General features: G+C 29.5%; 9 protein-coding genes. 4 read left to right on the top strand and 5 right to left on the bottom strand.

What is annotated here, in order from left to right:
- Positions 1-19 precede the first annotated feature (19 nt).
- Positions 20-6,625, bottom strand: a complete 6,606-nt coding sequence (locus J7M87_RS12065; protein ID WP_291651295.1) for an Ig-like domain-containing protein — start codon at positions 6,623-6,625, stop codon at positions 20-22.
- A gap of 681 nt (positions 6,626-7,306) precedes the next feature.
- Entirely contained in the window at positions 7,307-14,020 is a 6,714-nt protein-coding gene (locus tag J7M87_RS12060) for an Ig-like domain-containing protein (protein WP_291651294.1), read from the bottom strand.
- A gap of 284 nt (positions 14,021-14,304) precedes the next feature.
- On the opposite strand from J7M87_RS12060, the gene J7M87_RS12055 reads away from it, so the two are divergent.
- From J7M87_RS12055 to J7M87_RS12040, 4 genes are all read left to right on the top strand, one after another.
- A complete protein-coding gene (locus J7M87_RS12055; protein WP_291651293.1) occupies positions 14,305-15,627 on the top strand; it encodes a dicarboxylate/amino acid:cation symporter in 1,323 nt (440 codons plus the stop codon).
- 269 nt (positions 15,628-15,896) lie between these two features.
- Complete coding sequence (gene speD, locus J7M87_RS12050; protein WP_195960160.1) at positions 15,897-16,316, top strand: adenosylmethionine decarboxylase; 420 nt, start codon at positions 15,897-15,899, stop codon at positions 16,314-16,316.
- A 9-nt stretch (positions 16,317-16,325) separates the two neighbouring features.
- On the top strand, positions 16,326-17,171 hold the full coding sequence (gene speE, locus J7M87_RS12045) for a polyamine aminopropyltransferase (protein ID WP_291651354.1): 846 nt from the start codon (positions 16,326-16,328) through the stop codon (positions 17,169-17,171).
- A 202-nt stretch (positions 17,172-17,373) separates the two neighbouring features.
- The gene (locus J7M87_RS12040; RefSeq protein WP_291651292.1) at positions 17,374-18,516 is read left to right on the top strand and encodes a hypothetical protein; all 1,143 of its coding nucleotides are present in this window, start codon (positions 17,374-17,376) and stop codon (positions 18,514-18,516) included.
- A 279-nt stretch (positions 18,517-18,795) separates the two neighbouring features.
- Here J7M87_RS12040 and J7M87_RS12035 read toward each other — a convergent pair whose 3' ends face one another.
- The 3 genes from J7M87_RS12035 to nrdD form a co-directional block, all read right to left on the bottom strand.
- Positions 18,796-20,523 (bottom strand): methyl-accepting chemotaxis protein, encoded by a 1,728-nt coding sequence (locus J7M87_RS12035; protein WP_291651291.1) that lies wholly within the window; start codon positions 20,521-20,523, stop codon positions 18,796-18,798.
- Positions 20,524-20,705: 182 nt separating this feature from the next.
- Positions 20,706-21,206: an anaerobic ribonucleoside-triphosphate reductase activating protein gene (gene nrdG, locus J7M87_RS12030; protein WP_291651290.1), complete on the bottom strand. Its 501-nt coding sequence runs from the start codon at positions 21,204-21,206 to the stop codon at positions 20,706-20,708.
- Positions 21,207-21,220: 14 nt separating this feature from the next.
- Positions 21,221-23,341, bottom strand: a complete 2,121-nt coding sequence (gene nrdD / locus J7M87_RS12025; RefSeq protein ID WP_291651289.1) for an anaerobic ribonucleoside-triphosphate reductase — start codon at positions 23,339-23,341, stop codon at positions 21,221-21,223.
- Positions 23,342-23,516 lie beyond the last annotated feature (175 nt).

Here is a 23,516-nt window from a genome sequence, read left to right as displayed (position 1 = left end):
CCTCATTTTTTAATATCCCTTATTCATTTGCTTCTTTTTTCTTTTTATTGAATAACATAAATGCACCGAATCCAACTATAATTAACCCTATAATTATTAAATAAATAGGATTATTTCCACCAGTAGCTGGTAAAGTCACTCCATTTTCATTATTAGTTTTTTCTGCAATTATAAATTTACTAAAATGTGATGTTTTAAATGTTACTTCATTTCCGTTTATAGTTGTTTCTAATTGTTCAAAAGTCTTGGTTTCTTCATTATAGTAGAATACAGCTAAGTTTTGTTTATTTAATCCCCTAAAATCCTCATCTGTCAAATTTAATGTAATAGTTGCAAATCCATCTTTAAAGTTATGAATATAAACTATTTCATCGACGGTCTTAACATATAGATTAAATTCAAATACTTTCTTAACTCCTTTAATTCCAGCTGTAACGCTTGCATCTTCATTAACCTTCATTTCAAAAATTATACTTGAACCTTCTTTTAATAAAGCTTTATCAATTAAACTAAATGGTAGTATTATTGTATGATATCCATTTTTAATTTCAAAAGATCCATTTCCAGTCTTTATAGCTTCCATATCTTTTATTTCAAGTCTAATTTCATTTGATGGATTTTTTATAATTACTTCGTTCTTTCCATTAGGATTTTCTACTTTTTCTACTATATTTTCTATAGGATTAGTTGTTCCATTATCATCTTTTACAATAACTTCACATGTAGCTTTAAAGCCTCCATCCTTTGTTGTTACCGTTATTGTTACTTTTCCTGCTCCTACTGCTATTACTTTTCCATTTGCATCAACCTTTGCAATCTTTTCATCACTTGATGTCCATGTTACATCTTTATTTGTTGCATCTGCTGGTGAAATGCTAGCTTTTAATCCTAAGCTTTCATTTATCTTTAATTCTAATGATGTCTTATCTAAGCTTACTCCTGTTACTTTTATTACTGGTACTTCTTCATTTTTCACAGTGATATCACATGTAGCTTTAAAGTTTCCATCCTTTGTTGTTACTGTTATTGTTGCTTTTCCTGCTCCTACTGCTGTTACTTTTCCATTTTCATCTACCTTTGCAATATCTTCATTACTTGAAGTCCAAGTAACTTCTTTATTTGTTGCATCTGATGGTGAAATGCTTGCTTTTAATTCTAAGCTTTCATTTATCTTTAATTCTGATGATGTCTTGTCTAAGCTTACTCCTGTTACTTTTACTACTGGTGTTACTTTTCCAACTACTATTCTACCTTCAACAGCATAATTTACATCTCCAAGTTCTTTAATATATGCTTCTAAAGCTTCGTCTAATGCTTGGAATTCATTTTCTGTTTTAGCATCCTTAAAGTGTGGATACGAATCTCCACCCGCCGCCATAAAATCATTTGTAGCAACAAGATATTTTGCATTCATATCTAATTCTTTTCCATCCATAGTTATACTAATTATCCTATTACCTGCTTCATTATCTTTATCAAATATATACTTTATTCCTGCTACATGAGTGAATTGTCCTGCAGTAGCTGGATATGACTTAACTCCATGCTCAAGAATATCTTTTATTTGTGCTCCTGTTAAATACTTAGTAACTATATAATTTCCAAATGGGAGAACCTTAATAATTTCTCCTTTTGTTATTTCTCCTTCATTTATACTATCACGTATTCCACCACCATTAGTTATGGCAATTTCAGCACCTGTTACATGAATCATTGAATCTGTTATTAAATTTCCAAGATTAGTTTCTTTTGTTCTAGCATTTTCTCTCGCTCCATCTAAAATAACCTTAGAATTTCCTACTACTTTTGATAAAATTACCTCTTGTACTTCATCAATATCTTTAATTTTTGCAGTTACAGTTTCATCAGGCTCTATGGTAGATGCTGTGCTCTTTGGAATTAAAGTTGCTACTTTATTTAACACTTTTTTTGTTTCTTTATCTATAGTAATTTTTACTTGTCCAAGATTCGCTTCATATTCCCCTGTACTTACTATTATAGTTCCATTGTCAGCTTCCAAGCCTGTTGGATATTTGCTATGACTATGTCCATCTACTATTATGTCTATTCCGCTAACCGCTTTTGCTATCATTGGAGATGTTATTTCACTAGAAGCATCTGTTCCAATATGGGCTATGGCAATTATTACATTAGCACCCTTAGCCTTTAACTCTTCAACTTGCTTTTTAGCACTTTCTATAGGATCGTTAAATTTTATCCCTATAACATTATTAGGGTTAGTCTTATATGCAGTTTCTGGAGTTGATAATCCAAATAATCCAACTTTAATTCCATCTATTTCTTTTATTAAATTTGAATTTAATAATGTATTATCTCCCTTCATAACATTTGAAGAAATTATAGGGAAACTATTATCTCCTTCTGATGACATATTAGCAAGTTCTAAAAGTCTTTGATACCCATAATTAAAATCATGATTACCTGGTGTCATCGCATCATACCCTGCAAGTTTCATTAATGTTACAATATCTTCGCCTTTTTTCATTGTGGCAAATGGTAATCCATGAAGTGTATCACCTGCATCAACTAATAGAGAATTTTGAATGCTCTTCTTTATTGCTGATATAGTATCTATACCAATAACACTTGAATCCCCTTTAACTCTTCCATGTGTATCATTAGTATGAAGTATTGTTATCTCTACATCATTACTAGATAATTTTTCAATTTCTCCTGAGTCTCTGACTCTTAATCTATGCCCCTCTGGATCTTCAGATGCAAGTCCAATTGCAGAAATTTTGTCTCCTACATTAATTCTTTCCTTCCATTCATCATCTACTCCTGGATTTTTACTGCTTCTTACATACCCTTCAACATATACTCTTGATTCTCCTGAACCATCATCTACAAATATACTTTGTCCTTCAATCCTAGTTACTTTTCCTTCAACCTTAACTAAAAGACCTTCTTTTTCTTCTAGCATACTATCTTTTGTTGAAAGTTTCATCGGCTGTACTAAATTAATATTTTCATCAATTATTTGTAATCCTAAACTTTCATTTTTAAGAGCTACTTGAGCATCATTTAGATATGATGAAACTTTTCCTTTAATTCTTACTTTTTGACCTAATTTTACTGATGTTGTTGAAACACCGAATATAGTTAACCCTGCTGTTTCATCTTGAACATAAATAACATCAAAGAATGAATTTCCAGGCGCAGCTAAATTTGATGCTGCTGTTACATATCCCTCAACTACTACAGATTCACCAAATCTATCTGGAAGATTATCATTGTTAGAATCTACTCTTACATCAGCAATTTTGCTTACTGGAAGTTCAGGTGCCGCAGCAAGTTCTTTTATAACTTTTTCTGTTATTTGATAATTAGAATAATCTAATCCATCCATCTCAAAGTTTGAGAAGAATGTAGCACCTGATGCTATAACTTTTGCACCGTTACTTAACGTTTCAACTGCTAAACCGACAACATCACCTTTTCCTACTGTGACATTGTCCTTTTGGTTATCAGCATCACTTCCATAAGTAGTTGCATGACCTTTTACTAAAATATCGATATTGGATGTATCCGATGGCATTATAAGAGTTGATCCACTATAAAAACTATATTTTTTAGTTGTATCTATTCCATTCATCCAGCTACTTTCTGTATTATAATCATCAAAATATAATCTAAACGCTTGACCACCATTTTCGTTATCATCTGTAACTTGGTCATCATTAAATCTTATTTTTGCTCCTATTGCTTCAAGTACTGAATTTCCTTGAACTGCATTACCATACTCCCCAGTAGCATCTTTATAATCTGCCTTTGATGTTATTGCAATATTACCTCCATTTTTAACAAACCTAGCTATTGCATCTAATTCATCTTGAGTATACTTTTGTGGAACTAACCCATAAGTTGCATTAGTTGTGCTTTGTGGGTCTGATAAAATTAATAATGATATTCCTTTTAATACTTCATCTGTTATAGCCTTAGTATTTATAATTGATTTAACCTTATTTTGTCCCATTAAAGCAGTTAATGTTGTAACTTTACCTGAATAATCTCCTGATACATATTGATTTTGATGCGCACCATCTATAATAACTTTAGAAACTTCATTTGATCCTAAAACTTCAACTTCAATTGCTCCTTTAAATTCTTTAACTTCTCCATTAATAGTAGCTGTTACTTTTACTTGGAACGAATAATCTCCAGCTTTTTCAAATTTATGTGGTAACTTTGCAACTATTGATGAACCTGCATCTACTTTCTCAATAATTTGAGTATCTATAGCTTCACTTCCATTATTTAAATAGTAATCTACTTTAACATTATTTATAGATACTGCTTCATTGTTATATATAGTAGTTCCTATATTAAATTCTTCACCAGCAATAATTACTTCTGTATCAGAATCCACTGTAGAAATCCCAAAATTTTCTCTTTCTCCAACCCAAACTGCAGATGTAACCGCTATATCACTATCTGCTTGATCTACTCTTACATAGTAATATGAACTTGTTGATTTATCTAATGTAAATGACCAGTTCTTAGTTGTAGAATTTATATTATCAATTGATTTAACAACTTTGCCACCATCACCTATTATTGAAATCTTTTTAATATTATCTCCAGAATTTATATCCTCAACATTAACATTAAACTCTAATAAATCGGTTTGTGGTATTATTGATCCCATGGTATTTCCATTAACTTCATAAGAAATTTCTAAATTTTCATCTTCTGTTGCATAAACTCTTCTTTCTTTTATTGCATCATAAACAGACTCTCTTGAGAGATCAGAGGCTTCTACAACAGTTCTCGCTGTATTTGCATTTCCCCATTTACCTTTATGGTTATCTTGGTTATTAGTAGGAGCAACATGCCATCCTTTATCAAGTGCTCTTGTATAATATTCATATGAAGGGAAATATCCTGATCCTCTAATAGCTCCTTCACCATTTCCTACTTCAATTAATGTAACTTGCTTATCTATTTCAGCATCATAATAGGCAAAGTCACTAAAATCTCCAAAAGTTTTTCCTGGGTGGTTTAATTGTGAAATAGATTGTTTTTGGGTCTTTAAAGCATTATAGTAATTTTTTAAATCCATCTTGTTATTTGTTCTTGTCTCAAATCCTGGTGTATTAAAAGTATTTATATGCCCATATCCACCAGTTGATCCTGACCATGTCATTTCATATCCATAAATAGCTACAAAATTTCCATCTTTATTATATTTATCTGCAGCAGTTAATCCTTTATTCCATGCCTCACTCATTGATCCATCAGCTAGACTTGCTTTTGTATCATTATCAAACCAGTTAGAATGGTCTGTTACAGCTAAAAAATCTACCTTTGCATTATTTTGTGCATATTGGTAGGCATCATCTACTGTACCGGTACCATCTGATATATTAGTATGAGAATGTAATTGCCCAAAATATAAATTTTTCTGAACCTCTCCAATTGTAAACTTCCATTCTTGAGATGTTAAATTTCCTAAAGAATCTTTGACTTCAACTAAAACAGTATGAGTACCATCTGCTAAATCTTCTTCTACAGAGTATTTTACGATTTGACTATCTTTATTTATGTTACCGCTTACATCTTTTCCATCAAGTGATAACTTAATTGAATCCATATTTATTCCTGATTCATCATTAAAAGTTGCACTAATTTCAGGGCGTCTTAAATCTCCTATATTTTGTCCATTAGCTGGCTTTAACTCACTAACTGTTGGTCCAACTTTATCTGTAACTTTATTTACAGTCACCTTACATTCTGCTTTTATATCTGCTTTTATTGTTGATCTAACTTCTATAGTTGTTTCCCCTTCTTTAACGGCAACAACTTTTCCCTCATTAGCTACTGTTGCTATTTCAGGATTTAAACTTATATATTCAACACCTTTTTCTGTTGTATTTTCAGGGACATAAGAAAGTGTTAAGCTTTTATTTTCTCCAACTTCTAAAGATATATTTTCATCAATATTTAATCCAGTTAATGAAATATCTATGGCTGAGTAACTTGTATTTCTAGGCGTTGGCTCTTTTGCGTAAAAATCATTTTCATTGTTATTTGTATCCCAACCGTTAGTTACTCCATTATTTGAACCATCATTATCTTTACGCTGAACACTTAGAGTATTTCCCATTCCCTTTGCAGTAGCATTTCCTTCTGCTTCATTAGCTGCTCCTATCCCAACTAAATCAATTACTTGTGCATTACTATCTACAAGTCTAACTTTACAGTCAGACCCTCCCATAGCTATTTTACCATCTTTTATATCTGGGTCTGGTAATTCATCTGTTCCAGCAGCTCCTTTTGCTTCCTGTATTAAGTAATATCCATTCCCTTTAATAACTCCTGATAAAATAGTGAAATTTGATGTTCCTGCAAAATTACCTGCTTTAGCTGCATACTCTATTTTCCAACCATCAATATTTACATCAGCATCTGTTGGATTATACAGTTCTATGAAATCGTTTTTATATTTAGATCCACCATTTCCTCCACCGCCATATACTTCACTTATCACTATATTACTTGATTTTTCTGCTTTCACTTCTTTTACTGGTACAGTTATTAGTCCTACTATCATTGTAAGTGCCATAAATGAGCTTAATATCCTGCTTTTTAAAAGCTTTTTCATATTCATCCCCCTTAAAATATTTTAATAAGCTCTTGGTATAAGTAATTATTCTTATACCTTTAATTAATTATGCCAAACTTAAAAGCAAATTTAAAATAGAATACCTTTGTACCTCCCCCAAAAATTCCCCCCTCCATCTTTTACTAATTTAATTTTATCATTTAGTTCCTGTACTTCAAGTCGAATATAATTATATAAAATGATTATTTTTTTCTATATTTCGACATACTATTTAGTGTATTTTTTAATATACTTTACATATTATATTATTTTTTATTATTTGTTTATTATTTAAATACTTTTATTAAATTTCTTATATTATGTTAAGTAAATATAATTTATTATGTTAAGTAAAACTTTAGTTAAACATATTAAAGAAAATTAACAATAGGTGTAGTCTCATAAATCTATTTAATATAAAATTTATTCAATTTCAAGTAAGCTTTATTGTCTTAAAAAAGTTAATATCTTATTTTTATAAAGGGGCTAACGAAACGCGAGCTCTTTTTAAACCATTGATTTTACTTACTTAAATACGTTTTTTTGACTTAACTAGAAATTTATATATATATTGTTTATATATATGCAAAATGGAAGCTCAAGTTTGAACTTCCATTTTTATCGGCTAATATCAAAATTTATCTTGATACAGCCCCTTTAATTTAGTTTTTCTTTACATTATTAATTTAAAAATTCTTTCTTTTTATTAAATATAAAAAATCCTCCTGTTAATACTAATAAAAATCCGAATACTATTCCATTTACAGGACTATTTCCACCAGTAGCTGGTAAAGTTACTCCATTTTCATTACTAGCCTTTTCTGCAATTATAAACTTACTAAAATGTGATGTTTTAAATGTTACTTCATTTCCATTTATAGTTGTTTCTAATTGCTCGAATGTTCTAGTTTCTTCATTATAGTAGAATACAGCTAAGTTTTCTTTATTTAATCCTTTTAGATCCTCATCTGTTAACTTTAATGTTATAGTTGCAACTCCATCTTTAAAGTTATGAATTGTAACTAGTTCATCACCAGTCTTAACATATAGATTAAATTCAAATACTTTCTTAACTCCTTTAATTCCAGATGTAATAGTTGCATCTTCATTAACCTTCATTTCAAAAATTATACTTGAACCTTCTTTCAATAATTCTTTATCAATTAAACTAAATGGTAGTATTATTGTATGATCTCCATTTTTAATTTCAAAAGATCCATTTCCATTCTTTATAGCTTCAATATCTTTTATTTCAAGTCTAATTTCATTTGATGGATTTTTTATAATTACTTCATTCTTTCCGTTAGGATTTTCTACTTTATCTATTATATTTTCTATAGGATTAGTTGTTCCATTATCATTCTTATCAGCTTTTACAGTAACTTCACATGTAGCCTTAAAGTCTCCATCCTTTGTTATAACTGTTATTGTCGCTTTTCCTACTCCTACTGCTGTTACTATTCCATTTTCATCTACCTTCGCAATCTTTTCATCGCTTGTTGTCCAAGTAACTTCTTTATTTGTTGCATCTGATGGTGAAATTGTTGCCTTTAATTCTAAACTCTCACTTATCTTTAATTCTGCTGATGTCTTATCTAAACTTACTCCTGTTACTTTTATTACCGGTACTTCTTCATTTTTCACGGTAATTTCACATGTAGCTTTAAAGTTTCCATCCTTCGTTGTTACTGTTATTGTTGCTTTTCCTACTCCTACTGCTGTTACTTTTCCATTTTCATCTACCTTTGCAATCTTTTCATCGCTTGTTGTCCAAGTAACTTCTTTATTTATTGCATCTGATGGTGAAATATTTGCTTTTAATTCTAAGATCTCATTTATCTTTAATTCTGCTGATGTCTTATCTAAGCTTACTCCTGTTACCTTCACATCCTCTGGCTTTTCTTCTTCCGGCTCTGCTGTACAATTAATTTTCATCATTATTGTCTTTGTTGCTTGTCCAGCTCTACCGTCATCGGTATACCAAGGTAAATCAATAGTTTCTTGTGTAGGCTCAATATGAAGCTTTAATTCATTCATACCTGGTTTCAACTCTATTTTTTCTACATATACATTACCATATTCGTCCATAGCACCAGGATATAATTTATTAATATCTTCATCATTTATTGTAAACTCTACTCCATATGGCACTGTAGCTTTTAATGTAAAGTCCTTTTTATCAGTTTCATATTCTATACTATCTCCATAAGATATTCTTGGCATAGAAACCATCATAGGCATATCTACCCAACGAAGTACATAATCATCTACAATCATTGAATTTCCACCTTGATTCTTAACTGTTAATTTCATATTAGTATCAGTTGAACTATATGCCCAATTACCATAATCTTCAGTGTCATTTTGAACACGGTTATGACTTGTAAATGCTTCTGTAGTCCATGATCCTCTTGTATATTTATATTGAATGCTTTTTCCTGCCATCATTTTAAATTTATATTCTACTATATCTCTAGATGTTGCTCCACTTGGTACTGTAAGTCTTCCACCTGATGCATTCCACCCATTTAAATCTCCTGCAATATAAATATCATCTGTAGCTGGTGTATAGTTTGGAATATGAAGTCTTAATGTTACATCTACCATAACTAGTGTTGGAGTAACAGATTTTTCTTCTGAATAAGCTCTATTGTAGAATTTATCATATGCTGTAACTTTATAAGTATAGTTTTTATCATTACTTACTGTAAAATCTACAAATTCTCTAGAAACTTTATCTTCTACAGAAACTTTTACAAATTCACTATTACCTTCTTTACGATATACTTCAAATCCTTCGACATCAACTCCATCTGATTCCCAATTAAGTTTTGCCCTATTAGATTCTACAAGAATATCATTAAGTATAGGTGATTTTGGTGCAGTATTATCTTCACTATTCATTATTGCATTCATTGATGCTTCAGCTGACTCTGTATAATTATCTCCAGCATTTGTTGTTGCTTTAGCATAATATTTATATATTCCTGCTTCTGTTGGTTCAAATGTTGCATAATAAGCTTTTGATCCATCATCTAAATCTGCTTTGTATCTTAACTTAGTACTATTGGCATTATCTTTTGATGTTCCCTCCTTATAATACATAAGTCTAGCTTCAAAGTTTGGAACTTCCTTTCCCTTATATTCACTATTGTCAGTTAATCCTGGAATATTAATATTTACAACTATTTCATCAGTTTTATTGCCTACACCAATAGTTAAATCTTTTACAGCATTAGGTTTACTAATTGATTTAATATTAAATGAAGGTAATGCAGTTACTGAATCACTAAATTCACTTTCTCCACCTTCATTTATAGCTGTAACATAATAATAATATCTTGTTCCATCTACAACATTTTCATCAATAAAACTTGTATTAGTTTCTTCTCCAACCTTTTCAGATTTTTGACCTTCAAGATTAGTTCTATAGATATTATATTTTGTAGCACCAGAAACTTCATTCCAAGTAAGAGTAACCTTTCCTTGTTCAGCTTTCGCCTTAAGTCCTTGTACTTTATCAACTGTTACTATCTTATTGCTAGATACCATCATTAATCCTGTTTGAGCTGGAATTGTTACTTTTACTTTTCCATCTTTTACAGTTGCAGATATATTTCCATATAACTCATCCTTTAAAATTAAGCCTTCTGGTAAGAACCCTGTTACATCTGCTTCAATAGTTTTCTCTGTATTTGATTGATTTAAAACTAATAATGCTCCCTTTTCAGAATTCTTTCTTGCATAAGCAATAACATTATCATTTGCATAAGCAGTTTGAAGTTCACCAGTTGCAAACAAATCAAGATTTTCATTTCTGACTCTTGCAGCATTTTTATACACATCGAATAATTCTGAATATCTACCTACAGCAGAATACTCTCCATTAGATTCTGAAACTCTTTCCCATGGGAATGATCTTCTTGAATCCGGATCCTTTGTTCCAGTTACACCAACCTCATCACCATAGTAAATTGTAGGTGCTCCTGCATATCCCATTTGGAATATAGCTGTTAATGCTTGTAGTTTTAATGCATTGTCTGATGCTTCTGGAGCAATCTTAGTGTTTTCTTCTTCCCATGTAGGATTATCTATCTTAGTTATATTACGTATAGTATCATGAGAATCTACTAAATTTAACATTGCTTGCCATGCTTCTTTAGGATAGTTTTCTCTTATTACTTCTAATGCATTGTTAAAATTCACTGCATTACCACTTATTATATAATTTTGAAGGGCAGCTCTAAATTGATAGTTCATAACTGAATCAAATTGATCTCCTAATAAATAATGAGTTGCAACTCCCCATTCTTCTCCTAATATAACTGGATCATCTATTACATTTCCATTAACATCTAGTCTTCCAGCAGTTGATTTTACAGCTTCTCTAAATTTTTGCCATGTACTTGTTGATACATCTGGTGCAACGTCTAATCTCCAACCCCTTGCACCCATCCACATCCATCTTTGAGATGCTGCATATTCCATATTTTTTTCTGCTTCTCTATCACTCATACCTGTTAAATCGTATCCGATAACATTCTCTCTATAATCAACATTATTCCATTCATGATTTCCGGAAATCGCTAACTCATCACCTTCTTGAGGCGCTTTTGCCTCCATTACTGGTAATGAATCATATCCCCACCAGCCTTCATATTTATAATGCTGATCTTTTGCATCTAAAGCATTTCCATCCTTATCTCTTATAACCCATTCATTTTCTACTTTAAACCAAGTTGTAAACTTAAAGTCTTCTGGATAAGAGTAATTTTTACCAGTTAAAGGATTCTTTGTATTTTCAAATTCCTTAATAACCTCTTTTTCTGCTTTCTCCTGAGATTTTCCTGTATTAACTTTATCCCATACCTTTCTCCAATATTCATAAGCCCCAATTTCTGGATACTTCTCATATCTATCAAAATATATAGAATCATCACCAACATGATTAAATACACCATCTGCTATTAACTTAATTCCATTCTCTTCAGCAGCTTTTGCAAAAGCTTGATATACTCTATCTGAATATGCTCTAGTTGCTTCATAATTTAATCCTGAAGTAGGATCACCTTCTTTATTATAAACAGGTTGTCCAAACATTGGATCTAATGATTTATAATCAGTTGCATCATATTTATGATTAGATGCAGCCCAAGCCACTGGATTTAAATATATAGCTGATATTCCTATTGATTTTAAATACTGAAGTTTTTCTTCTATTCCTTGAATATCTCCTCCATAAAATTCATTAGTCCATATACTATCTGTTTTTGAATTAGGATAATATGGTTTATTTTCAGGAGTTGCATGTCTTGGATTTTCAGGATAATCACTCCACTCACCCCATACCTTTGATAATGCTGGATCATTTTTTACTCCTCCATCATAATATTGAATATCATATGACTTAAGATTCCCATCAGCATCAATATAACCTCTATATCCATCTAATAGTTTAGCTCTATTATTTTCTTCATTTCCATCAAAAAATCTATCAGGGAATATTTGATATACAACTGCTTTCTTCATCCAATCTGGAGTTTTATAATCTTTATCATATACTGTTAGATTATATGGCAGTACACCTTCTTCTGCTGTTGAACCACTTCCACCACTTAAACCATCATCACCATATTCAAGCTTTGTTTTTCCATCAACCAATATAAATTTATAACCCCAAATACCAATTCCCTTAAAGTCTGTTTTGGGTACTATTACTTCATAGTAATCTGTTTCATTAATTGTAGTTGCTTTTCTCATATCATAGCTTTTTGCTACTCCGTTACCATCTATAAGTTCAACCTTTGCAACTTGAACATCATCTTTTGCTACTCCAATTCTTAGAGTTAAATCCTCACTTTCCTCTTTTATTGCTCCAAATGGCTTTTTATAAGTGATACTTCTTGAATCAAATGTTATTGCTGATTTATTTATGAGCCCATCAAAATTTCCTTCTGCTACCTTATAATTATGAGTTAACTTTTTATCACCTTTATAATTTATAGTAAATATAACATCTGCTGGGTCTAGAGTATTTACTATTAAATTACTTCCACCTTCATCTGCTCCATAACTCTCATCCCAATTTGCCCCAAAAGCTACTTTTGTTTCAAATTTTCCTGCTGGCAGATTTCTTTGTAGCTTATATACACTTCCATCAAAATTATAATCTACAAACATTTGCTTAGCCTTCTCTGGAGACCATTTCACCTCACCAAATATTTCTTGAATATCTCCAACTAATCTTGGCCACTTGTCATTACTTAATTCAGGAATATATTGAGACATTCCATTAACTCCAGGCACATTTATCTTAACTTGATTTAATTCTTCATTAACATAAAAATTAACTTTGGTCTTTTCTGTTAAATTCAGAATAAAGTTATCTCCATTATTGCTAAATCCATCCCAGGTTCCATTCTTAACAATTTTAAACTCATGCTTACCTGCTTCTAAAACTGTTGAATATTCAAAAAATCCATCTACTAAATGTTTTAATTGAGTTTCAGGATTACTATTATTCCAATTTTGAAATGATCCTGCTATAAACCACTTATTTTTTCCTCCTGGCTGATTAACTAATTCATCAGCTATTATATCCCCACTTTCTGGTAGCTCAACACTTATAGTAGGCTTTACATAATATGTTGTATCATCATTTTGCTTATAATAAACTTCTAAATTTCCATTACAATCAAGGTATGCTAAATCTATTAGCTTATCGCCTCCATCTTTACTCCAACTAGCCTGCCTAACTATGATACCAACCTTTTTATTTTCTTTAGTTATTTTAGCAAATGATAAATTTGATATTTTTCCATAATCATTGGATTCTGTAAATAAAGCAACAGTATCTTCTGACCCATTTTGTCCACCCTCTATCCAATTCCACAATTGCCAGCCTTCATAATCTTTGCTAGGTCTATTATAGTTTACTTTAATATTTATTTTTGAAAAATCCTTATATAAATCTTCATATATTATACTTTTAGGCTCTGGTTTATCTTGATCTAGAGCTCCAGCAGTTATTATTATCTCTTTTTCACCATTTGATAAATCATATTGAATATTTCCTGTAGCCTTATTTTCCCATTCTCCCTTTCTAACAATTACTCCAAGTTCACCTGATTTAGGTACATCAAGTACTGCATATACCCCTTTTTCATCCTTATGTGTGAATTCAACTGAATGCCCATCCCTACTTGGCCACCAAGTCCAAATATTCCATCCAGAATAATCACCATCTTCTTTAAAGAATCTAACCTTAACTTTTTGATTTCCAATAGTTTCTGCTTTAACTACATTGTTTGGAATAGGTATTAATGTTAGACAAAATAGTATAACTGTAAAGATGCTTAACTTAGCCTTGTGTTTTAAAACACTATTTACCCTCATAATAATCCTCCTTTTTATTTAATTATCAAAGATCTTTTCGGAAACGTTTCCAACAAATCTTATGTTTCTTGTTTTTATATAAAATTAATTATAGAAACCTTTCTTAAAGCAATTGTAAATGATTACTGTATTTTTTTCCATATATTTTATTTTTTTTGTATACTAGTACAAATCTAAATAAATTTTAATCTGACAACTTATTTTTTATAATAGCTTGTCAAATTCCCTTATATATATCATAATATTATTATGGTATTTAAAAGGAATTTTTTAGGAGGTATTTTATGAAAAAAACTTATAGCTTAACAAAAAGAATATTTATATCAATGTTATTAGGTGCACTATTTGGAATTATAGTACAAAATTTAAAATCTGAATTCATTCGGGACACTATTATTTTAAATGGATTTGTAAAGGTTTTATCTAGCGTATTTTTATCTTCAATAAAAATGATGGTAGTTCCCCTTGTATTCATTTCGCTAACATGTGGAGCTGCTTCAATTGAAAACATAAAAAAACTTGGACGAGTTGGTGGAAAAACATTTTTCTTTTATGTCACTACAACATGTATTGCAATAACTATAGGAATAATTCTTTCTATATTAATAAAACCTGGTAATGGACTTGATATGTCGCATCTATTAATAAATGAACCAGTAATTTCACAAAACAAATCATTTATAGATATTATAATTGAAATAGTCCCTACTAATCCATTTGAAGCATTTGTTAAAGGAGACATGCTTCAAATAATTTTCTTTTCAATTTTATTTGGTTTATCTATAAGCATGGTAGGAAAGAAATCTGCTCTAGTAAAAAACTTCTTTGACTCATTAAATGAAGTAATAATGAAATTAGTTCAAATAATTATGAATTTTGCCCCTTTTGGTGTCTTTGCACTAATGACAAATACTTTTGCAACCATTGGATTTAATGCAATGATCCCACTTATTAAGTATATGTTTGTTATACTTCTATCTTTACTTATACACTCCTTTTTTATATATGGAGGATTGTTTAAGGCATTTACTAAACTAAGTATTAAACCTTTCTTTAAAAAATTTATAAAACCTGCTTCCATAGTATTTTCAACTGCTTCAAGCAATTCTGCTTTACCTGTTACATTGGAAGCAATGGATGAAATGGGAGTTGATAAGTCTATTTCTTCCTTTACCATTCCTCTAGGATCAACTATTAATATGGATGGTACTGCTATAATGCAAGGTGTAGCTGCTATATTTATTTCCCAAGTTTATAATATGAATTTAAGTATCACAAATATTTTAACTATTATATTAACAGCGACATTAGCATCAATTGGAACTGCAGGGGTACCTGGTGTTGGTATGGTAATGCTTTCAATGGTCCTTCAGTCAGTTGGATTACCTATTGAGGGCATAGGATTAATTCTTGGTATTGACCGAATATTAGATATGTGTAGAAGTACAGTCAATACAATGGGAGATTGCATATGTACTATTATAATTAGTAAATCTGAAAATTCTTTTGATGAGAATAAATATTATTCAACCTCAGATAATTTAGAAGGCTTAGTAGACTTAGAAGATTTAAATAATTTATATGAAAATGCTGATAATTCTATTTAGCCTAAATAATAAATAACTAATTAAAATCTTATATAATGTCACAACTCCTTCAATTTTTAACGCAAATTCGTACTTTATTTACACCAAAATATTAATTGACAACATTTCCCCATATTGCTAAAATGATATAGTTAGTATAGTTTAACTTTAAGTTTACTATTACTAAACTTTTATGTGATTTTAGGAGGTTTCATGAGTGAAGCATTTTTGCTAATTAAATATTTATCTATTGGATGGAACTAAAATTTATAATTTATGGAGGGATTTTTATGAAAATTGAACAACTAGGAAGACATATTTTGGTGGAATACTATAACTGTGACAAGGATATTTTGAAGGATCATGCTATCATTGAAGAGCATATGAAAGAAGCTGCTATTGTATCTAATGCAACTATAGTTACAAGTTGTTTCCACAAATTTAATCCCTGGGGAGTAAGCGGTGCTGTTATAATCCAGGAATCTCATCTTACAATTCATACATGGCCTGAATATGGTTATGCGTCAGTAGATCTATTTACTTGTGGTGATACTGTTAATCCTTGGCTTGCATTTAAATATCTTGAAGATGCTTTAAAAGCCGAAAGAAGTGAATCTACTGAAGTTGCAAGAGGCTTAGTTGATAAAGTTAAAACTTTTTCTAATGGAGCATACGATAATATTCAAGTAAAGCATAAAATGGAGGGTTAAGATATGGATATGGAATTATGGTACACTGAAAATCAAACTCAAAACATAAATTTTTCTATGAAGGTTAAAAATCACTTGTATTCTGAGCAAAGCCCATTTCAAAAAATTGATGTATTGGATACTTATGAATTTGGAAGAGTACTTGTAATTGATAACTGGACAATGGTTACTGAAAAAGATGAATTTATTTATCATGAAATGATAACTCATGTGGCTATGGCTACTAATAAAAATATTAAAAATATTTTAGTAATAGGCGCTGGAGATGGCGGTACTGTTAGAGAATTAACTAGATATACGACTGTTGAAAATATAGATATGGTTGAAATAGATGAAGCTGTTGTTAGAGCTTCAAAAGAATTTTTACCCTTTACATCAAATAAGCTAAATGATAAAAGAGTAAATCTATTTTTTGAAGATGGAATTAAATTCGTTAAAAACAAGAAAAATGTATATGATTTAATTATAGTAGATTCTACTGATCCAATAGGACCAGGAGAAGGATTATTTACTACTGAATTTTATAAAGATTGTTTCTCTGCTTTAACTGAAAAAGGAATTCTCATAAACCAATGTGAAAGTCCTTATTACCCTCATAATGCAAGAGAAATGAAAAGATCATTTAGTAAACTAAGGGGAATCTTCAATATATGTGAAGCATATCAATATCATATGCCTACATATGCGTCTGGACATTGGATGTTCTGCTTTGCTTCTAAAGAACTGCATCCATTAAAGGATTTTGATGCTAATCACTGGAACTCATTAGGCTTAACTACAAAATACTATAACACAGACCTACATAAAGGAGCTTTTATGATTCCAAATTACGTTAAAGAAATCCTAAATGATTAGTTAATAAAGTGCCGATAAGACTTTAAATCTTATCGGTTATTTTATTTCTATATAAAAATAAATATTTAAATTAACCTAACGAAAAATAACAAAATAAATAAACTTATATAATATATTTTTTATCTTTAATATAAAATATCTATTCACTTATTATATAAATTTTTATATCATAATACTATAACAATTATTCTAAGGGGTTTGAATGTACGGAAAATCCACAAGTGCACAAACTACAAGTCTTTCGCTAACAGTATATAATAATATAGCTTTAATAAATGAAACTAGAGATCTTCCAAGAAATAAATCTGATGCTAATCCTTATATTTCTATTGAATACTTTGATATAAGCAAGTATATAGATGAAACATCTGTTATAATCACAGGCATGGATGACTTTATAATGATATTTAACTATCTTTGCTGTAATGATAAAAATTCTAATCTATCTCCATGTAATACATGTGAAAACTTAATACCTAATTCAATATTGATTAAGGGAAATAGTATTGATTCAAAAGAAATTAATGCATATTATTTAACTGATAATATTAGATGGTCTAGTAGTTATACAATAATTTTAGATGAAAAAACATTAGAAATTCACTCTTGGTTCAACCTTATAAATAAATCTGGTATAGATTATAATAATGCTACTTTGAAGGTTGTTGCTGGAGATGTGAATTTAGCTTACAAAAATTTATATATTTCTAATGCTCCTATTCAATCTACTAAATTAGAAAGTAGTACTCCTATTGCTGATATAGAGATTGCTGATTACTATATTTATACAGTACCAGATAAATATAATTTTCTTAACAACACAATAAAGAGAATAAAAAACTTCTATAAAGATGGAATTGTATATAATAAACTCTATGACTTTGGATATGATTCTATAAATGCTAATATAATAATTAAATTTCAAAATACAACTGAAAACAATTTAGGTTTCCCACTCCCATCTGGTAATATAAATTCTTATACTCGTTTTGATGGTAATTTAGAGTTTGTAGGTGGAAGTTCTATAAAAGACATTGCTAAAGATAGAGAAGTTTCCTATGTAATGGGAAAAGCATTTGATGTTACTTCTCAAAGAAAAATAATTACTTATCAAAAATATAAAGATTATATCCTTAAGGAAGTTCAATATATAATTACTAATACAAAAAATGAAGCCATTAATATAAAGATATGTGAACCTATATTTGCACCTTGGGAAATGAATTTTGCTACCGATAGATATGAAACTGATAAAAATGGAAATCCTTGTTTTAAAACTATAATTGGACCTAATTCCAAAAAAGAAATAATGTTGAGTTACAAATATGATGTTAAATCTAATTAGTATTTAAGGGATTATATAAAATAAATTTTGATATTAGCCGATAAAACTGGAAGTTCTAATTCGAGCTTTCCTTTTTACGCATATATAAATAATAGACAATATTTTTATTTAAGTTTAAAAACATCTTTAAGTAAGTAATCTCATATTTTTATAAAAGGGCTCGCGTTTCGCGAGCTCCTTTATAAAAATATGAGATTACATTTTTTAAGACAATAAGGCTTACTTGAAATTGAATAAATTTTATATTAAATAGCTTTCTGAGACAGCCCCTTATTTAACTTACTCTCTTATTTTAAAAACATCTATAGATTCAATTAATTTTTTTGAACTCTCCATGGCATTATTTGAGTTAATTGTAGTTTTATCTGATTTACTACTTGCATCTACAATTTTATTTGCAATATTATTTATTCCACTACTGCCTTCTATTGTTGCTTTAGATACACCATTCATAATGTCTGAGATCTCCTTAATAGATATTAACAAATCATTAGATATTTTATCAAGCTCATTTACTATATTATCTACTAATACCCCATCATCTTTATATGTTTCTGTTACTCGTATCATATTAGAAAATTCATTTTGTAAATCATTATCCATAAAACTAATTAAGCCATTTGAACTATCTATAAGACTTCTAACTGCTGCAGATATATCATTTCCTGCTTCCTTTATCTTTATAACAGACTCTTTTGAAGCTTCTGCAAGTATTCTTATTTCCTCAGCTACCACTGCAAATCCTCTTCCTGACTCTCCTGCTCTTGCAGCTTCTATTGATGCATTTAAAGCTAGAAGATTAGTTTGCTCTGTAATCTCTATAATTATTTCTGATAATTTATATATCTTGTTAATTACTTTAGTTTGTTCTATAGCATCTCTTAATGTTATTTTTGTGCTTTCTAGAACTTCATTTGTATTCTTAAGCCCTAAATTAACAGAATTTTTATTATCTAATGCTCTATTGCTTATTTCACCTGCAATTTTTGATCCATCTTTTGCTTTATTTGCAATTGATTCGGCAGATATTTCTATAGCTTGAATTGAATGTTCTATTTCTTGAGTTGATGCAGATGTTTCTTCCATAATTGCTGTTACTTCTTCCGAAGTTGCTTCCATATTTTCTAAGCTAATATTTAAATCATATATATTTGAATTAATATTCATAATAGAAGACTCTGTATTTTTTGATTCTACTTTAACATTTTTTAATAAACTACTAAGTGAATTTTGAATTATAGTTATATACTTTAGTATAATACCAAGTTCATCTTTTCTATTTAAAGCTTTCTTATCTATTTCTCTTGAGAAATCTCCCTTTGAAATTATCTCCATTTCATTTACCGCTATCCTCAAAGGTATAACTATATTCCTTGTTATAACTATAGATGCAATAATTCCAGTAATTAATACTAATATTATGCTTATAAACAGTAATGTAATTAATTTTTTTATAGCTAGCTCATTTTCAATCTTTATACTTTCTGCTATAGTATTACTGTAATTAGCAAGCTTGTTTAATTCGTATCTAAACCCTTCACCAAAATCAAGTTCAACTAATTCAAGTTGCTTTTTAGCCTCAGCTCCATTTCCTAAAATAGCTAAATTAATGATTTCATTTTGCTTTTCTCTATAAGATTTCAATTTAGTTTCAATTCCTATTATTGATTTACTTGTATGATCATCAATATATATATTTTTATAATTGCTAAAATTTTTATCAAAGTTTTCTTTACTCTTAACTACTTTCTCTTTTTCCTCTTCTTGAAAATTCTTATCACCAACATTTAAAATAATTTTATAAATACTTGTTTCAATACTACGTTCTTCATTTATGCTATTATTCAAGCTCAATACAGATGAAAAATTTTCATTATACATCTTTTGCATTCTATCATCAGCTTTATTAAGTTGGAATATTCCTATCCCCCCTATAATAAGCATCATTAAAGTTAAAGTCGTTGTTAGGATAAATATTTTTACTCTAACTTTTAAATTTTTAATCATATATCCACCCCGCTTATAATTAAAATTATATACAATTTAATTATCCATTATAATCTCATTACAGTCAAAATATTCCTTTAATATTGTCAAAACTTTATAATAATTGTCAAAATACTTTATAGAAAATAAGAAAAGCACTTAGTAAGTAATTTACTTACTAAGCGCTTCTTTAATATTAATACTTATAATTTCATCTCTACTATTTCATTTTTTTCAAGGCTTTTTGAAACATCTATTACCCTTTGATTAGCTGATCCTCTATATTTTAAAGATATATTTCTTTTATCCATTTCAAATCTACCATCAATAAGCACATCTACTAAAGACAATATAGATGCTCTATCTTCATTTTTTATTATATTTTCATATAAATATCCTGACCACAACCAAATATTTTTTTTAGTTTCTTTTTTTATTCTTCTTAATAAATTAAACAAGTCCTTGTCATGTATTTGATCCATAGGTTCTCCACCTAAAATATTAACTCCCTTTACATTAGGATTTTTAACATACCTTATAAATTCTTCTTCTGTTTCCTTTGTCCATTTATCACCATAATTGAAATCTTGTAAATCTTTATTAAAACACCCCTCACAATTATTAGTACATCCACTCACAAATAATGTAGTTCTTATACCTGGTCCATTACTAACATCAAATTCTCTTATTTTAGAATAATTCATTTAAAAAACCTTCCTTATAAATGTAATACTCTATCCCCAATTTCAGCAGTTCTACCTTTATTCCAATAATTAGTTCCTATATAACCGCATGTTCTTCTCATTACTTGCATTTCCGTTTCTTCTTTATTTCCGCAGGATGGACAGAACCATTCTAAATTATCATCTAATTTAATCTCACCAGTATATCCACACTTATAACAGATATCTGGTTTAGTATTTATTTCTGCATACTGTATATTATGATATATAAAGTTTATAATTTGCTCAATTGCATCTAAGTTTTTGCTCATATCAGGAACTTCTATATAAGAAATACATCCCCCTAAGCTTATGTTATGAAATTGAGATTCAAATTTTAATTTACTAAACGCATCTATTTCTTCGCAAACATGAACATGATAGGAATTAGTATAATATAACTTATCTGTTACATTAGGAATAACTCCAAATCTGTTTCTATCCAGCTTACAAAATCTGTATATTAAATTTTCTGCTGGAGTACCATATAAACTAAATCCTAACCCAGTTTCTTCTTTCCACTTTTGGCATGCTTCATTCATATGATTCATTACAGCTAAAGCAAATTTTTCTCCCTCTTCACTTGTATGACTTGCTCCAAGCATTGATTGAACCATTTCATGTATTCCTACATAACCTAATGACAATGTTGAATATCCATCTTTTAATAGCTTATCTATTTTTTCTTCTTTTTCTAACCTTGCTATTGCACCATGCTGCCAATGTATAGGAGAAACATCTGAAAGTGTTCCAAGAAGCATATTATGCCTTGTTAAAAGAGATTCTTTACAAAGCTCTAATCTTTGATTTAACATATCCCAGAATAATTCCATATCTCCATCAGCAATTATACCTATTTGAGGTAAGTTTAAACTAACTACCCCTTGATTGAATCTTCCATACCATTTATAATTACCGTCTGCATCCTTCCATGGTGAAAGATGTGATCTACATCCCATTGGTGGAAAAGTATTTCCTTCATAATTCATTCTCATCATCTTTGCTGATTGATAGTCTGGAACTAATCTTCTTGCTGTACATTTTGCAGCTAATTTAGTTATATAATCATATTTGCCACCTTCAAGGCAATTGTGATCATCTAATAGATAAACAAGTTTTGGGAAAGCTTCTCCTATTTCTTGCCCCTTATAATTTTTCATACCTTCTAATCTTTGTTTTATCATTTCTTCACAAATTAAGGCCATTTCTTCTTCATACTCGTTACCTTCCTCAATCTCTAGGTAAATTGTACTAAATGGAGCTTGACCATTTGTAGTTTGTAATGTTGATAATTGATATCTTATAGTTTGAACTCCGTCTCTTAGCTCCTTAAGCTTCATATCTTTAGCTAATTCTCTTGCAAGTTCTTCATTATTATATTTTTCTAAATAAATCTTATAAGTTTTTTCTTCAGTTACTCGTAAAAATTTAGCAAGATGTCTTATTGTTATACTTTGTCCACCATACTGATTACTTGCAACTTGAGCCATTATTTGAGTAGTAACAGTACATGCTGTACTAAAAGATTTAGGCGTTTCTACAAGCTTATCATTTATAACTGTTCCATTATTTAGCATATCTTCCAAATTAATTAAACAACAATTAAATATATTCGAAAGAGTATAATCCATATCATGCCAATGTATTACTCCTTCATCGTGTGCTTGAACTATATGGGTTGGAATAAGTCTTCTTCTAGATATATCTTTAGAAACTTCTCCAGCAATTAAATCTCTTTGTGTTGCTGCTATAACTGAATTTTTATTTGAATTCTCCTTTATAACATCTTCATTAGTTTTATTTAAAAGACTTAGAATACTTTCATCTGTTGTATTTGTGTTTCTCTTAAATTCTTGTACTGCTCTATATCCTTCATAGGACTTAGCTGTTACGATTTGTCCATAGTGAACAAGTCTATCGTAAACATAAGATTCGATTTTATGTATAGTTGGAGTATCCCCTTGTTTTGAAAAATATTTCTCAGCATCATTTGCTATAAGCTTTGCTATATCTGCTAAATAAATGCCACTTCCATTTTTCATTGCTTTAGAAATCGCATCTCTTATTTTCACCTTATCAAATTCAACTATACTTCCATCTCTTTTAATAACTTTCATTTAGCCCATCTACTCCCCTTTAAAAGTTTTAAAACTTTTATATTTATCTTCTTTTAGAAACTCATTTTTTAATTATACAATAAAACATTTTTCATTGCATTTTTACAACTTCTCGTTTTCTTAAACAATTCCTATAAATTTTCACTTATCTCAAACTTACCTTTGTTTTATGGAT

It is taken from the genome of Clostridium sp. (genome assembly GCF_017888565.1).
In the GTDB taxonomy this organism is placed as follows: domain Bacteria; phylum Bacillota; class Clostridia; order Clostridiales; family Clostridiaceae; genus Clostridium.
The sequence above is the reverse complement of the archived record's forward strand: the minus strand, read 5'-3'. Positions and strand labels throughout refer to the sequence as shown.

Bases quoted from the DNA above. Each gene is read 5' to 3' on its own strand.
- J7M87_RS12065 (WP_291651295.1), bottom strand. From the start codon at position 6,625: ATGAAAAAGCTTTTAAAAAGCAGGATATTAAGCTCATTTATGGCACTT.
- J7M87_RS12060 (WP_291651294.1), bottom strand. From the start codon at position 14,020: ATGAGGGTAAATAGTGTTTTAAAACACAAGGCTAAGTTAAGCATCTTT.
- J7M87_RS12055 (WP_291651293.1), top strand. From the start codon at position 14,305: ATGAAAAAAACTTATAGCTTAACAAAAAGAATATTTATATCAATGTTA.
- speD (WP_195960160.1), top strand. From the start codon at position 15,897: ATGAAAATTGAACAACTAGGAAGACATATTTTGGTGGAATACTATAAC.
- speE (WP_291651354.1), top strand. From the start codon at position 16,326: ATGGAATTATGGTACACTGAAAATCAAACTCAAAACATAAATTTTTCT.
- J7M87_RS12040 (WP_291651292.1), top strand. From the start codon at position 17,374: ATGTACGGAAAATCCACAAGTGCACAAACTACAAGTCTTTCGCTAACA.
- J7M87_RS12035 (WP_291651291.1), bottom strand. From the start codon at position 20,523: ATGATTAAAAATTTAAAAGTTAGAGTAAAAATATTTATCCTAACAACG.
- nrdG (WP_291651290.1), bottom strand. From the start codon at position 21,206: ATGAATTATTCTAAAATAAGAGAATTTGATGTTAGTAATGGACCAGGT.
- nrdD (WP_291651289.1), bottom strand. From the start codon at position 23,341: ATGAAAGTTATTAAAAGAGATGGAAGTATAGTTGAATTTGATAAGGTG.